Raw genomic sequence first — 15,825 nt, forward strand, 5'->3', positions numbered from 1 at the left:
AAATGAATTATACATGAGTTTCCATATCATTAAATAAAATTTCTCCATTTGTTTCTATTACTTTTTTATACCAAAAAGCACTTTGTTTTTTAGTTCTTTTAAATGAACCTCTTCCATAGTCATCAGAATCAACATGAATTATACCATATCGTTTTGTCATCTTTCCTTCACTTACACTAGTTACATCTATGCATCCCCACATAAGATAACCTATAAGCTCTATTCCATCTTCAATTACTCCAAGAATCATATTTTTTATATGCTCTTTCATATAATCTATACGATAATCATCAATTATTTTTCCATCTTCATTTACAATATCTTGAGTACCCAGCCCATTTTCTACTATGAATAAAGGAAGCTGATACCTTTCATATAATTGATTCATAGTTATTCTTAATCCTACAGGGTCATTTTGCCATACACTATTTGACTTTGGAAGATATGGATTTTTTATGGTTTCTGGTCCATTTGCCTTTGACTTTTCTAAGCCTTCAGCTCTAGCTGAACTACAAGCACTAGAATAATAGCTAAAAGATACAAAATCTACAGTATTATCCTTAAGCATTTGTAAATCTTCCTCTTTTATTATTAATTTTATTTGATTTGATTTTAAATAATGATTCATAAAGCTCGGATATACGCCTCTAACTTGAACATCAGAAAAAAATAAATTATGCTTTTCATGCTCTAACGCTGCAAATACATCCTCTGGTTTACATGTATATGGATACGTTTTTCCAGCAGCTAACATACATCCAAACTTAAACTTTCTGTTGATACGTTTTCCTATTTCTATAGTTTTTGCATTAGCTAATAATTGATGATGTGCTGCTTGATACTTCTTTTGAAGTTGATTTTCATTATTTATAAAAGTTAATCCAGCTCCTATATATGGAATATGCATTATCATATTCATTTCATTAAAAGGAATCCAGTATCTGACATCATCTTTATATCTTTTCATTAAAATTTCAGCATATTTAACATATAAGTTAACTACCTTTCTATCTGCCCACCCTGAATATTTTTCAACAAGAGAATAAGGTATATCAAAGTGACTTATAGTTATCAATGGTTCTATATTATATTTTTTCAATTCTTTTATTATATTATCATAAAGTTGTAATCCCCTTTCATTTGGCTCACTTTCCTCTCCTGTTGGAAATATTCTTGACCAAGAGATAGAAAATCTAAAACATCTAAAACCTAATTCTGCTAACATTGCTATATCTTCTTTATAATTTTCACAAAATTTAATCCCTATATGACTTGGATAATATTGATTATTTTCATTTAAAATATTATCCTCATCTAAAAATACATCTTTTAATCTCTTATCATTTAATGGAAGTTTATCAAATTGCGACAAACCTTTTCCCCAGCCTAAATAAAATCCTTCACTTTGATTGGCTGAAATTGCTCCTCCCCATAAAAAATCTTTATCTAATTTCATACATCTACCTCTTTCACAATATAAAGTTTTATAATATCTATCTCATATTTAGTTATAAGATTTTTTTCTATAACTATATCTTTTAAATAATTCAATTATATTTTTTAACTCATTATAATTGATATTACCTATTTTCAATATTTTCATAGTACATATTAATATTAGATATCTATGTATATATAATTATATACATAGCAAATACATTTTTATATCCTCATTATTGTTATCTTATTCTCATATATTGCTGTATATTTATATATAAAAAAATAAGATTCCTATATAAGAATCTTATTTTTTCTTCAAGCTATTATATCTTTTTTTAAATTCCAATGGAGAGACTCCGATTTTTTCTTTAAATATTCTATAAAAAGTTTTTGTACTTCCAAAACCAACTTCTTCAACTAAATCTATAATAGATATATTATTATTAAGCAATATCCACTTTGCCTTTTCTAATCTATATTCATTTAAAAAGGTTATAAATGTTTTTCCTGTGTTTTTCTTGAAAAATTTAGTAAAATAATATACACTAAACCCTGCTTCATAAGATACATCCTCTAATTTTATAGGTTGTTTATAATTTTTTTCTACATACTTGAATATATCGCTTAATCGCTCTAGTATCTCTTTAGAGTTCACTTCATATTCTGCTGTATTTTCTTCAATTTCTCTAGGAATCTCTCTGTATAATATAGAAATTAAGTTATACATTTTACCTTTTATTGCATAGCTATATCCTTCTATTTTATACATGTCTTCATTATAGATGTCTATCAATATATCGAAAACTGACTTTCTTATTTTTGATGTCCAATCTCTACTACATTTTTTTATACTACTGAATAAATTAATTAAGCTTTCTTTTTCCTCATTTAATAAAATTAAATCATTAAAAAAAGATATGTCAAATTGAAATACTAATCTTTCACTTACTGGTGATGGTAATATATAATGAATATCACCTCCGTTTATTATCACTATCTCGCCTTTTTTTAGTTGCATAGGCTTATCATTTATAAATAAATTTACTACGCCTTCTGTTATAAGTAATATCTCTATTTCCTTATGCCAGTGTGGTGTTGTTAATACTTCTCCTTCATTTGATAGACTACGAAAAGGAAACTCGTGTATTAATTTAGGCATTTCTAAATATATTGCCATAGATATCCTCTCCTTTCTTATGTCTAAAAATTAATGTATATTATGTCATGAAATATTTTTTTATAGTTTAGATTAAACCATTATATATTAGAATTCTGAACCTCCCATGACTAAAGTCACAGATTTCCTGCTTCATAGAATTTTGCATACTAAAATATGTCTTACTAATTCTCCACAACTTGAGATACAAAATTCTTTAATTCCTAAATCTAGACCTATCTGATTATTAGTATTTTCAAAGGCTTCAATATCTACATCAGTACAGCATAATGATACATAATATCTACCACTTGGTTCTTTAGATACAGTAGCATTAAGTATTCTCCCTTGAGGAACTTGTTTATCCCTTACTTTAACCATACCAAGTTTAGGTAATTTTATATATTGACTAAAGTACATGATGTTTCCATTTGTAAAGTTCGTTTTATATGAGAATCTATTAGTTTTCTTTGATTTAAATTTAGGAAATCCTGACTTTTTTTTAAAGAATTTTTCATATGCGTTTTCTAAATCTTTTAAGGCGTTTTGTAGTGAAAATTTGTCAGGTTCTTTAAGCCACTTTAATTCTTTTTTTAAATTGGTCAAATCAGAACTGCACTGTTTATAAGTAAAAGTTTCTTTATCGTTTTTATAAACTTCTATTCTTTTAGCAAGATACTTATTATATACAAATCTACAACATCCAAAGGTTTTGTTAATTAACTCTTGCTGTTTTTTATTTGGATACATTCTAAACTTATAAGCTTTTTCCACTACTATCACCTCACTTTAATTGTTTTTTCTGATTATTAATATATATATCTTTACCATGAGTCACTTCCATTTTCATCACCCATTATAATATTAACAAACGTAATTATTTAAAACAATTATTTCGAAGATTTTTATATTTATTTTTAAATAACATATTTAAGAACCATAAGTCTTAACTTTTATCATTATCAAGTGATTTTATATTATATATACTAACTATCTACTTTCTCACGTATAAATACAGTCGTTTTTTAATACTGACTCTTTCAGCTTTCTTCGATTAAGTTTAAAAATTTTATGTAAACCTCACTTCAATTAATAGTTAATACTATTTTTTGAGTTTCTTGTATCAATATATATAAGTATAAATTTGAAAAATATCCCATTATATAATCTATTTTACACCTTAGTTAATACAAAGTATCTATTAAATCAATGAAACCTATATTTTAAGTACATAATTTAAATCATTATAAATTTAAACTTAATATTTAATGGTAATCAAATTCTTTACCAATAAATATAAAAAAGATTAATGTGCTATAATTTCTTTAACTAGTAAATTTTATATTTATTATAATGCAATATATCCATAAACTACTTTATTAAAACAAAAGTATTAAGGATTAAAATAAAAAATAGTTAGGGAGATATAATCATGATTTTATATTTTAGCGGTACTGGTAATAGCCGATATGTAGCTCGCAAAATTGCACAAGAATTAAATGATGAACTAATATCATTAAATCAACTTATAAAAGAAGAAAAAACAGATGACTTAATATCAACAGATAAGCCATTCATATTTGTATGCCCTACTTATGCATGGAGATTGCCTATCGTAGTTACAGATTTTATAAAAAAAATAAAATTTTTAGGAAACAACAAAGTTTACTTCATAATGACTTGTGGAGGTGATACAGCAAAAGCCATAAACTATATCCAAAAGCTATGTAAATATAAAGAGTGGCAATTAAAAGGTATGGCAGAAATTAAAATGCCAGAAAATTATATAGCTTTATTTTCCACAACAGATAAAGAAACATCAAAGCAAATGATTAAAGAAGCAGATAAACAAATATCTAAAATTATTTCTGATATACGTAATGAGAATGAGTTTGAAACTATTACCCCTAGTGGCTTAGGAGGTAAAATTAAAAGTGGTATAACAAACGTAGCTTTTTATAAAATATTTGTCCATGCCAAAGGATTTCACTATACTGATAAATGCATTAGCTGTGGAAAATGTGTATCCTTATGTCCTTTAAATAATATTAATTTAAAAAATCAAAAACCAGTTTGGGGAAATAACTGTACTCATTGTATGGCATGTATTTGTGGTTGCCCTGCTGAAGCTATTGAGTATAAAAATAATACCCAAAATAAAGAAAGGTACTATTTAAAATAATACAGTTTTATCATTTAAATCATTATAAAAGTGGCTGTCTCAAAATAGAGAGATGTACTGAGACCCAAAAGTTGGACTTTATACAGGAATGGAATTTTCATTCCTGTTTTTTTACTTTATGTAACTTTAGATTCATATTCAAGTCTATATTTAACAGGGCTACGCCAATTTAATTTTTCTTTAATTCTTTTGTTATTATAATAGTAAATATATTCTGTTATAGCTGTCTTTAATTCGTTGAAACTTTTATATGTTTTTCTATAATACATTTCTTGCTTCATTATTCCAAAGAAATTTTCCATAGGAGAATTATCAAGGCATGTACCCTTACGAGACATACTTTGAAATATTTTATTTTTCTTAAGTGTTTTGCCATACTTATTCATTTGATATGCCCAACCTTGGTCTGAGTGAAAAGTTCTTCTATAAGGACAATCTTTTGTAATATTGATGGTTTCATTTAAAGCATCACTTATTGATTTAAAATTAGGTCTATCTGAGATACTAAATGATAAAACTTCTCCATTAAACATATCTAAAAATGGATCGAGATATGCTTTTTTTATAATTAAATTTCCATTTTTATCAGTAGTATATATTTTAAATTCTGATGTATCAGTTGTTATTTTCTGATGTGGAATTGATGTTTTAAATCTTCTATTTATTTTATTATTTTTTACCTTACCAATTGTACCTTTATAGGAATTATATTTACGTAATTTACGAGAAAATGCTATGCATTTAAGTTCTAATTTTCTCATAATACGTCTAACTTTCTTTTGATTAATAAGGATACCACTATTTTTTAATGTAGCTGTAATTCGGCGATAGCCATATCTGCCATTGTGTTCTTTAAAAATAGACATGATTTTTTCTTCAATATCTTTATCTGGATTTTCAATATCAAATCTCTTCTGGCAATACATATATGTTGATTTAGGAAATTTAGTAGCTTCAAGAAGAATGGAGAGTTTAAAGTCCTTACGAAGATCATAAATTACTTTTGCTTCGTATTGTTTTTTAACCTTTCGGGAACATTCATCCCTGAAGCACGCAACTTTTTTAGAAATGCAAGCTCCGCTTTTAAAAGTTTATTTTCATATTCTAATTCTTGTTCTCTTGTTAATTTATTTTTTTCTTTAGTGTTTTTGTTTTTATTCATTGATGGTCTTCCTTTCGTTTTAGACAAGGCATCGACACCACCATGTAAAAGTTTTTGTTTCCATATTGCTATAAGTGTACTATTGTTCATTCCAAAATGGTTAGCGACTTCTTGTGCACTAGATTTAGTTGTTATCATATAGTTTATAACATCTAGCTTGAACTGTATAGTATAAAAAGTATTTTTATTTTTTCTTTTTAGTCCATCCTCTCCTAATGTATTATACGTATTAACCCATCTTTCAACTTGAGAATGGCTAGCAACTCCATATTGTTTTGCTATTGAAGCATATCCTCCTTCTCTATTTAAATAGGACTTAACTACTTTTAATTTGAAATTAAAATCGTATTTAGCCATATAGAAACACCCCAATCGTTAGATTTTTAGTCCAACAATTGGGGTGCAGTACAAGATAAGCCTCTTTTTCATTGTTGAAATGCTGAAAATATATTTGATTTCATACAAAAAAGAGTGTCTCATGAACTAAAAAGTTCACTTTGAGACACTTCCTTTTGTTAAGTCACTTTGCTTTACTCACCTTTTCTTACATCATTTTCACCAATATGTTGTATTCCAATAAATATAAGATTTATTAATTCTGTTAGTGATTTCCATTGTGATTCTTTTGAATCAAGATAATAATAGTTTTTCGTTCCTTCTCTACGTACATTAACAATTTCTGCTTCTTTCAATATTTTAAGATGATGAGATACAGCAGGACGAGAAAGATGTGTTTTTTCTGTAATTTCTCCTACTCGTATACCATTAAAGTCACTCTCTAGGAGTGTAATTAAAATCAACTGTCTAGTTTCATCACCCATAGCAGAAATAGCTTTACGACATTCTTTAAATTTAGATGTTATTTCTTGTATTCTTTGCTGACATTCTTTTTCCATAAAAACCTCCATACCTTATAAGTATCTAACACTTGCTGTCTCTTTTTGTGCAGTACGTCTATATTTAACATCTGGATATCCAATCACTAGTGTCATAACTACATGTTCCTTGTGTTTTAAACCTAAAAGTTTTTTTAACTTTGGTGAATTATTTGCTACATCTGAAAAATATCCACTAAATAAGACTCCTAGACCATAAGATTCTGCCATTAATGCCATATTTGATGCTGCAAGTGAACCACTAATCTTATCTTTTGTAACTATCATTATTGCATTAGGAGCATTCTTGAAAAAAAAGTTATCATCAATTGGAACTTCCTTTGAATGCTTAACAACAATGTTTGCAATAGGTTTTATTTTTCTAAAAAACTTCACTGCTTCCTTTTCATATATTGCTTTTTTATTATCCAAAACAATATATGATACATCTTGTGAGTTTTTAGCACTAGGTGTATATCTACCTGCCTCTATAATTTGATTTATTATTTCTGGAGAAACTTCTTTATCTTTGAATTTACGGATACTTCTTCTAGATTTAATTGCCATTAATAATTCGTCTGGGTCTAATTTTGGCTTATTTGTAAGTTCTATTGGTGGTTCATCAAATCCCGTCAATGTAATAGCTTCTTTTGGGCAGATTGCTGCACAGTGACCACACATTAGGCAGTCTTGCCTTTTAATTACTGATTTTTTATTTTCTATAGTTATATTATTTACTGGACAATCATTTTTGCAAAGTCCACATCCAATACAAAGATCTTTATTAACTTCAATTATATGTTGGTGTTTCATATTCATCCACATACCTTTCGTTTATTAGTTTAAACTATTATAACACGAAGATGTTTTTTATATTCATTGGTAAAGAATTTGATTACCATTAAATCTTTAATATCTCTATTACATAAACTTTTCATAGATTTTAAAACAGTATAGTTTTCATATAATAAAAAATCAACCTATTCTAAAATATTTGCCATCTTTATAGTCTAAGTTTAAAAAATCTTCATATTATTATTTTTGTTTATTGTTATAAAAAAAAGCACACCCCTAATTAGATGTACATTTTAAATAATTTTATCTTTTATAAAAGTTATAATTCCTGTAGATTTTATCAGATTCTTTTAGATTAATTCAATATTCCAAAATAAATTCGAATTTATAGTTTATACAATATCTACACTTCACAAAACACACCTACTATTTCTTTTTTGGTAGATGCACTTAAAATCCTTTCACTTATATCTTCACCACCTAAAATATAAGCTATTTTAGACATTAATATTATATCTTCATTACCTTCAGATTGTGGCATAGCAAACATAATTATTATTTTTACAGGTAAACCATCTATACTTGGCCAATCTACACCTTCTCTAGATTTACCTATTACTACAGATGCTTTCCTTACATACTTTGTCTTTCCATGTGGCATGGCCATCTGATAACCTATACTTGTAGAACCTATCTTCTCTCTATGTTTTAATGCCTTTATGAACTTATTTTTTGAAGTTATACTTCCTTTATCGTATAATTTATCTACTAATTCTTGTATTATACCTTCTTTTGTAGTTGATTTTAAGTCTAAAATAACACTTTCTTCGTTCAATATTTCTCTAATTTCCATTTATTTTCTCCAATACATTGTTATCAAATAATATTTTAATATCCTCTTCTCTTTCGCAATCTATTATATAATTTATATAGTTCTTTTGCCTATATAGATTTGATACTTCAATCAGAATATGCTTTAAAAAACTATGATTACTAGTTTCTAAATAAAGATTAATCACTCTATTAATATTATCGACATTCATTATTACCTTATTTACTTTACTTTGATTGCATATATATATATTTAAATCTTTTCCTAATGAAATAGAGTCATATTTACTACTTAAATTCATGCCTATTAAACTTCTCATCTGGCTTACATCAAGATTAAAATATATATTATCTTTTAAATACACTCCTAATAAATTTGTATCTAAGTGCATACTCTTCCTAGGTTTATTAAGTAAAGTATTTTTTATATTATTGATATCACTTTCCATTAATAGTACTGATACAACTATATGTAATTTGTCTCTCAAGTCTAAATTTACAGTAGATATTACAAAATCTACATCATCTAAATTTCGCTTATTCAGCTGATGCATAGGAATTATATCAACTATAGTCCACTCAGGAAATTCTCTTTTTAATCTAGCTGCAAGAAGCTGAGATGTTCCATATCCTGTATTGCAAACTACTATTACTCTTTTACTACTCATATTTCTTTCTATAGCCGCTTGAAAATATGTAGCAATATACGAAACTTCATCTATACTAATATTCTTTAGATTATAATGTTCTGTCATAATGTTTATAGTCATCATGCACAATCCCAATACCTCTGAAAATCTCTCTTGTATCTCTTCTAATAATGGATTTTTTATTTGGATATCATATCTTAATCTGTTTAACATGTGCCTTACATGAGATACTAGACTTTTTTGTAGTAGTTCATCATCTCTAAGACTTATATTTAAAAACTGTGACATATTCTCTATCATTATAGATGATACTTTTTCACTGTCACTTAATATATCTGATTCATTATTACAACTCCTATTACTTTCGCTACTAAATCCAGATGATACTAAATAAATATATATATATTTAATTTCATCTTTAGTTATTTTTACTCCATATCTATTTTCTATTTTATCTATAAGTGTAGTAACTTTTTGATATACTAACTCATCCAAATTACATATGGAAACTTCCTTTTCTTCCTGAAACTCTATTTGATTACCTTCTTTAACTCTCTTTAAGCATATAAGTATATGCGTAATTAAATTTATATAGTAGGGCTGACTTATAACATATCCTAAATTGTTTTCCAATTCTGTAATTATAGTTTCTACAAATATGATGGAATCAATATCAAATAAATTTATCAATGCACTAAATGTAGCAGAATCTAATCTTGTTAACTCAGATATATCATGTTGTTCATAATTTTCATCTAATAAATCATCCACCATCTTAGCAATCGATTTCCTTATATCTACTTCTTTACCTATAATTTTAGTTCCCTCTAATGTTTTATTAAGTTTTAAATTATATTCTTTTATCCATTCCTCTATATATTTAAAATCATTTACTATCGAAGTTTTACTTACATAATACTTATCCGATAACTGATTTATTGAAGTTACATTACTTGAATTTAATAATAGATATTTTAAAATTTCCATCCTTCTTTGCTCTACTGATAAAGATTTATTTCCCTTTGGTTGTATATTTAAACTATTAATTAGGTCTATATTGTTCTTTGCTGAAGCTTCTATTAATATTCCACAACCTCTTTTTATATCAATTTTTATATTAAAAGTCTCTAAATATATCTCAATCATCTTCAAATCTTTTTGTAATGTTTTATCTGATACATTTAATTTATCTTTAAAGTATTTTATAGGCTTATATTCATTTTCATTTAATATCAATTTAAGAAATTCAATTTGTCTTGATACAAGCATACTTATGCCCCCTACCTATTTTTTGATATTTCTATTAAGTACTATTTTAGCATATTTCATACTTATGTAAGAATACTAAGATACTTCTGTATCATAAAAGAATTTATGATACACTTTACAAAATTCATATAATATAGAATATAATTTCAAAATAAAAAATAAGGATATTGAGATGTAGCTGGCTACTTCTCAATATCCTTATTTTCAATCTTATTTATAATTTAAGCACTAAGTACTTCAAATTCACTACTTTCACCCTTTATAGTAGGCTTTGTTATCCCTATAATTAATGTTGTTATTACTGTTCCAACTAATATGCAAGCTATATACGCAATTGGTGAACTACATGCAAATGGTATTACAAATATTCCTCCATGTGGTGCCATCAAGGTTATATCTAAACTCATACATATTGCTCCACCTATACAAGAACCAATTATATTTGCTGGAATCATTCTTAACGGGTCTGCAGCTGCAAATGGTATTGCTCCTTCTGTTATGAAAGATGCACCCATTATAGCAGTTGGCAGTGCTGACTTTCTTTCTTCTTTAGTAAACTTATTTTTGAATATTAACATAGCTAATGCTATTGCTAATGGAGGTACCATTCCACCTACCATTAATGCTGCTGATGGTTCAAATACATTACTAGAGAACATGGCTAATCCAAATGCTGAAGCTGTTTTATTAATAGGACCTCCCATATCTGATGCCATCATTCCTGCTAATATTGCACCTAATAATATTTTATTAGTTCCAGACATACTTTGTAACCAAGACTGTAAAGCTTCATTTAACCATGATGCTGGCGTATTAACTATGAAGAACATTATAGCTCCACTAGTGAATGCAATCAACAGTGGACATATCAGCACGGCATTTACTCCCTTTAATACACCCGGTAAGTTTTCTGTTATCTTCATTACTCCTAAAGCTATATATCCTGTTGCAAATCCTGCTACCATACCCCCTAGAAATCCTGAACCTCCAATAACTGCCATGAAACCAGCTATCATAGCAGGAGCAAAACCTTGTCTTCCAGCAATTGATTTAGCTATAAAACCAGCAAGTATTGGTATGAATAACTTAAATGCTGAGTCGCCTCCAAGTTGTCCAAAGAATCCAGCTATAGGGTTGTATGTTTCATGAGTTGGGTCTGATGCAAATATACCAAACATAAATGCTATGGCTATACCAATCCCACCTATTACTACAAATGGAATCATTTCAGATACACCATTCATTAAGTGCTTATAAATACCTTTTTTCTCTGCTCCTTGAAGTATTTCTTTTGAATCTTCTAAAGTTTTTCCACCTGGCTTAATTTCTTTAGCCATCCCATTTTCAGCATTTACAATTAAATTTTTGGCTAATGAGACATTCTTAGCATCTGCTACTTTCTTTTGTAATACTTTCTTTCCTATAAATCTACTTGTTTGAATTTCCCTATCACAAGCTATTATTACGTACTCCGCTCTTTTTATATCCTCTTTAGTTAACTTATTTTCTACGCCTATAGCTCCATGTGTTTCTATTTTAACTTCATATCCAAGTTCTTGTCCTGCTTCCTCTAACGCTTTTTTTGCCATAAAAGTATGAGCTATGCCTGTTGGACATCCTGTTATTCCAACTATAAGACCTTTATTTTGATTATTACTTGAATCTCCTGATTCTACAACTTTACAATTAAATATATCTAATATTTCATATGGAGTTTCTGCACTTAGTAAGTTCTTAATAAGATTTTCATCCATTAAATATGTAGCTAGTTTAGATATAATCTTAAGGTGCTCGTCTAAACCTGACTCTGGAATTGCTATCATAAAAAATGACCTAAGTTTTTGACCATCATTATCCGTAATATCCTTATCTGTTCTTAAATACATCATCACAGGTTGCTTTACTGCACTTGACTTAGCATGAGGGATAGCTATTAAATTCCCCATGTTAGTTGGTGATTCTTTTTCACGTTTATTAATATCAATTATAAACTTTTCTTTATCATTTATATAATTTCCACGATACAAATGATTTACCATGTAATCAATTACATCTTTCTTAGTTTGCATTTGTTTATCTAATACAATACAATCACTACGTAATATTTGGTCTACCATAAATTCTCACCTCCTCGTAATTTATTATCCAATCACTAATTCTTCTTTTTCTAAAAAGCATTTTAATTTATCTATGTCATTAAATAAATTCATTTTAAACTCTATAACTTCCCTTGCAGTTTCTATGCATTGTGGATATATAGCATCTGGCTCATATAAACTTGGATTTTGTTCTAATACTTCTCTATACTTCTTATAATATGCTGATTTAACATCACTTGAAATATTTACTTTACAAACTCCTAGTTTAACTGCTTGTGCTATTTCTTCATCTGGATTTGATGAGCCTCCATGAAGGACTAAAGGTATATCTACTACTTCTTTTATTTCTTTTAATAAATCTAATCTAAGTTCTGGTTTAAACTCTTTTGGATATATACCATGCGCCGTACCAATTGCAATAGCTAGTGTGTCTACTCCTGTTTTTTCAACAAAATCCCTAGCTAATTGTGGATTTGTATATATTATTTCATCAGAACCGCCTTCTCCTGATGTTCCAGTTGTACCTATTGTGCCAAGTTCTCCTTCCACAGATACATTTAATCCTTTTGCTATTTCTACTACTTCCCTAGATATAGCTACATTTTCTTCATATGGTAAATGTGACCCATCAATCATTACTGATGTAAACCCACATCTTATAGCTCTTAATATTTGCTCTTTATTTGCTCCATGATCTAGGTGTATTACCATAGGTATTTTACTCTTATTTGCTTCTTCTATACAACTAGCTACAAAGCTATCTCCTAGGAAACTTAACTCATTTGGATGTATCGCAAGTATTACTGGTGCTTTTTTTTCATTGGCACTCTGTACTACTGCCTTAAGTATTTGCCCACTCCCTATATTAAATGCTGGTACTGCAAATTGATTTTCTTGTGCAACTTTTAACATTTCCTTCATATTTATTAACATATTGTGCCTCCTGATATTTTTAATTTTAGTTTTGATTTGTTTGTTATTTATCTCATTGTTGTTATATTTAAATAATATCAAGATAATAAATGTTCGAAAATGACAATAGTTTTCCTTTTAAAAAAGGAACTTTTATTATACACTCTAAGTTCCTTTTCAATAAATAATTTTTAGAAGTCTGCATCATAGTTAACTATACTTCTTAGGGACAGCTTCTCTTCTTAACTGTTTTAACATACCTTATCTTTCATAATTCTTTATAATAAACAATTATATAAATACAACTGTAATACTTCTAGACCTTTAAATTATTGCATCCTAACAAATTATAATCCACAATAATAATTCATAAAGCAAAGGTATAGCAAATTATAAAATTTTTTAAAATCATTTAACATCTTAAGCTTATTTATTATCTGTATAAAAACCCAAGAAGGTGCTAAATAAAACAATACTTAGACTTTGGAAGACGAAGAACTGACTCTGGAGTTATCGGTCAAAACTAAATAATTTATCAAAAGATATAAACATATCAAATATCCTACTTTCATTTACTAGAAAATTAATGGTTAATGATAGTATATTTAATATACCTATAGCTATAAATTTAAAGATACTTGTACCATAGTTAGTACTATATTGGTGTCAAAAAATTAAAAAGATATTAGCCATTTAGCCAATATCTTTTCGTAGATTTCAATGGTAGATATGATTTATAAGAATTATCCTTTATTATTTTATGCAAATCTTTTTCTATCTAATTTAAAAATTATTCCTAATGCCATATAACATATACCAATTACTAATACACCATAAGCCATAGATACTCCTATCTTAAATTCTTGCATATTAGTTACAATAGAAATTGAAATAGGTCTATTGTAAACACCATAAAGCAAGGCTGACATTGTATATTCTCCAATTGTACGAATGAATACTAATATAGCTCCTGAAATTATTCCTGGCATCATATTTGGGATTATTACATTATAAAAGGTTTGTATCCTTCCAGCCCCTAAACTCCTTGATGACTCTTCTAGCCCTAAATTTATTGACTTCATAGCAACCTCATTGGATGAAAATAATAATGGCAAAGCATAAATTGTATATGCTATAGGTAAAATATAAAAACCACCTATTAATGACTCATTAAAAGCAAATATACTTTTTTGATTAAATGTATTAATTAGGTTAACTGCAATGGCACTTGCAGGCATACTCCAAGGTAACATTATAATAAATTTTGCTAGTCGATTATATGTATTATCCTTTTTAATTACTAAATATGATACTGGTACAGTAATTATCAATCCTAATGCCACTGCCATTAAAGACATTTTCAAACTGTTTAACATAGGCTGTAATACACGTGATTTTTGGAAAATCATCTGGTAGTTTTCCAGTGTAAAGTCTCTAGGAAATATAGATGTCATAATTGAATATGTACTTACAAAAGATAAATATACAATAGTAATTATAGGAAGCATAATCATAATAATTTGTATTTCAATAATAATCTTGCATACAAATGTAAATAAATCTTTTTTTCTATTATCAACTTTATAACTTTGAGATTTTAAAGATGATACTACTCCATATTTTTTGCCATAATACTGCAATAAAATCATAAATGAAATCCCCATTAGTAATAAAGTAATTACTTGAACTGAGGCTATATCCATGTGGTTATTAGCCTTAGACCTAACAATCTGAGTGCTTAAAACTTTAAAACCACCACCTATAAGATTTGGGGCTGAGAAAGAACTAATCCCAGATGCAAAAGTTATAATAGTAGAGCTTATAACAGCAGGTGTAATAACAGGCCATATTACATCAAAAAATACTCTTAGCTTTGATGCTCCCATTCCTTTTGCAGCTTCAACTGTTGAGTAATCCACATATTTTAAGGCAACATATACATTTAAATAAAAATACACATACTGAGTATAGGCAACCACAAATAAAATTCCTTTTAATCCACTAAAATCATAAGGTTTGTCGATAAAAGAGAGTAAAAATTCTATAGATTTTGTAACTATACCAGTTTCTCCATAAAGCTGAATACATGCAATTACCATAATTACTCCAGGAATCATCATTGGACTTAATAAAAGAATATGTATGATTTTTTTGTGTTTGTCACAAACAAATGTCATATATAAGGCAAGCGATATTCCCATAATTCCACATACAAGTACAGAACCCAATCCCAAAATTATAGTATTATTTACTACCCTTAAATTATTAGCATTTGAAAAATATTCTTTGAAAACTTCAAAAGAATATCTACCTTCACCTTGAAATGCTTGTGCAAAGGTGTTAGTTATTGGAACGATAATATATCCAATCAAAATCCAAAATAATATACTGTATAAAATAATAGAAATAATATTTTTAGATGTAAATTTACTATGGTTTCTTTTTTTAATCATA

Annotated in this window: 10 protein-coding genes and 2 pseudogenes; 1 reads left to right on the forward strand and 11 read right to left on the reverse strand. The window is 27.6% G+C overall.

Going from position 1 to position 15,825, the window contains the following annotated elements; genetic code table 11:
• Positions 1-7 precede the first annotated feature (7 nt).
• The 3 genes and pseudogenes from JJC02_15190 to JJC02_15200 all read right to left on the reverse strand — a co-directional run bounded on the left by JJC02_15190 (position 8) and on the right by JJC02_15200 (position 3,379).
• Positions 8-1,456, reverse strand: a complete 1,449-nt coding sequence (locus JJC02_15190) for a family 1 glycosylhydrolase (GenBank protein UDN54220.1) — start codon at positions 1,454-1,456, stop codon at positions 8-10.
• 288 nt (positions 1,457-1,744) lie between these two features.
• Positions 1,745-2,617, reverse strand: a complete 873-nt coding sequence (locus JJC02_15195) for a helix-turn-helix transcriptional regulator (GenBank protein ID UDN54221.1) — start codon at positions 2,615-2,617, stop codon at positions 1,745-1,747.
• A 168-nt stretch (positions 2,618-2,785) separates the two neighbouring features.
• A pseudogene (locus JJC02_15200) lies at positions 2,786-3,379 on the reverse strand (helix-turn-helix domain-containing protein).
• A gap of 649 nt (positions 3,380-4,028) precedes the next feature.
• On the opposite strand from JJC02_15200, the gene JJC02_15205 reads away from it, so the two are divergent.
• Entirely contained in the window at positions 4,029-4,778 is a 750-nt protein-coding gene (locus JJC02_15205; GenBank protein UDN54222.1) for an EFR1 family ferrodoxin, read from the forward strand.
• 116 nt (positions 4,779-4,894) lie between these two features.
• On the opposite strand, the pseudogene JJC02_15210 reads toward JJC02_15205, so the two are convergent.
• The 8 genes and pseudogenes from JJC02_15210 to JJC02_15245 all read right to left on the reverse strand — a co-directional run bounded on the left by JJC02_15210 (position 4,895) and on the right by JJC02_15245 (position 15,824).
• Positions 4,895-6,297, reverse strand: a pseudogene (locus JJC02_15210) (IS3 family transposase).
• Positions 6,298-6,470: 173 nt separating this feature from the next.
• Positions 6,471-6,836, reverse strand: coding sequence for a winged helix-turn-helix transcriptional regulator (locus JJC02_15215; GenBank protein ID UDN54223.1), 366 nt, complete (start codon positions 6,834-6,836; stop codon positions 6,471-6,473).
• A 15-nt stretch (positions 6,837-6,851) separates the two neighbouring features.
• Positions 6,852-7,628, reverse strand: a complete 777-nt coding sequence (locus tag JJC02_15220; protein UDN56437.1) for a nitroreductase family protein — start codon at positions 7,626-7,628, stop codon at positions 6,852-6,854.
• Positions 7,629-8,013: 385 nt separating this feature from the next.
• Entirely contained in the window at positions 8,014-8,463 is a 450-nt protein-coding gene (locus JJC02_15225; GenBank protein ID UDN54224.1) for a PTS sugar transporter subunit IIA, read from the reverse strand.
• The gene (locus tag JJC02_15230) at positions 8,453-10,360 is read right to left on the reverse strand and encodes a transcription antiterminator (GenBank protein ID UDN54225.1); all 1,908 of its coding nucleotides are present in this window, start codon (positions 10,358-10,360) and stop codon (positions 8,453-8,455) included. The genes JJC02_15225 and JJC02_15230 overlap by 11 nt, the downstream gene beginning before the upstream one ends.
• 221 nt (positions 10,361-10,581) lie before the next feature.
• Positions 10,582-12,477, reverse strand: coding sequence for a PTS sugar transporter subunit IIA (locus JJC02_15235; protein UDN54226.1), 1,896 nt, complete (start codon positions 12,475-12,477; stop codon positions 10,582-10,584).
• Positions 12,478-12,501: 24 nt separating this feature from the next.
• A complete protein-coding gene (locus tag JJC02_15240; GenBank protein UDN54227.1) occupies positions 12,502-13,392 on the reverse strand; it encodes a ketose-bisphosphate aldolase in 891 nt (296 codons plus the stop codon).
• 737 nt (positions 13,393-14,129) lie between these two features.
• Positions 14,130-15,824 (reverse strand): iron ABC transporter permease, encoded by a 1,695-nt coding sequence (locus JJC02_15245; protein ID UDN54228.1) that lies wholly within the window; start codon positions 15,822-15,824, stop codon positions 14,130-14,132.
• Between the last annotated feature and the right edge of the window lies 1 nt (position 15,825).

Origin of the sequence: Clostridioides sp. ES-S-0054-01 (genome assembly GCA_021561035.1) — a bacterium.
In the GTDB taxonomy this organism is placed as follows: domain Bacteria; phylum Bacillota; class Clostridia; order Peptostreptococcales; family Peptostreptococcaceae; genus Clostridioides.

What these genes read in the sequence shown, in the direction of transcription:
- JJC02_15190 (UDN54220.1), bottom strand. Translation starts at nt 1,456, where the DNA reads ATGAAATTAGATAAAGATTTTTTATGGGGAGGAGCAATTTCAGCCAAT.
- JJC02_15195 (UDN54221.1), bottom strand. Translation starts at nt 2,617, where the DNA reads ATGGCAATATATTTAGAAATGCCTAAATTAATACACGAGTTTCCTTTT.
- JJC02_15205 (UDN54222.1), top strand. Translation starts at nt 4,029, where the DNA reads ATGATTTTATATTTTAGCGGTACTGGTAATAGCCGATATGTAGCTCGC.
- JJC02_15215 (UDN54223.1), bottom strand. Translation starts at nt 6,836, where the DNA reads ATGGAAAAAGAATGTCAGCAAAGAATACAAGAAATAACATCTAAATTT.
- JJC02_15220 (UDN56437.1), bottom strand. Translation starts at nt 7,628, where the DNA reads ATGAAACACCAACATATAATTGAAGTTAATAAAGATCTTTGTATTGGA.
- JJC02_15225 (UDN54224.1), bottom strand. Translation starts at nt 8,463, where the DNA reads ATGGAAATTAGAGAAATATTGAACGAAGAAAGTGTTATTTTAGACTTA.
- JJC02_15230 (UDN54225.1), bottom strand. Translation starts at nt 10,360, where the DNA reads ATGCTTGTATCAAGACAAATTGAATTTCTTAAATTGATATTAAATGAA.
- JJC02_15235 (UDN54226.1), bottom strand. Translation starts at nt 12,477, where the DNA reads ATGGTAGACCAAATATTACGTAGTGATTGTATTGTATTAGATAAACAA.
- JJC02_15240 (UDN54227.1), bottom strand. Translation starts at nt 13,392, where the DNA reads ATGTTAATAAATATGAAGGAAATGTTAAAAGTTGCACAAGAAAATCAA.
- JJC02_15245 (UDN54228.1), bottom strand. Translation starts at nt 15,824, where the DNA reads ATGATTAAAAAAAGAAACCATAGTAAATTTACATCTAAAAATATTATT.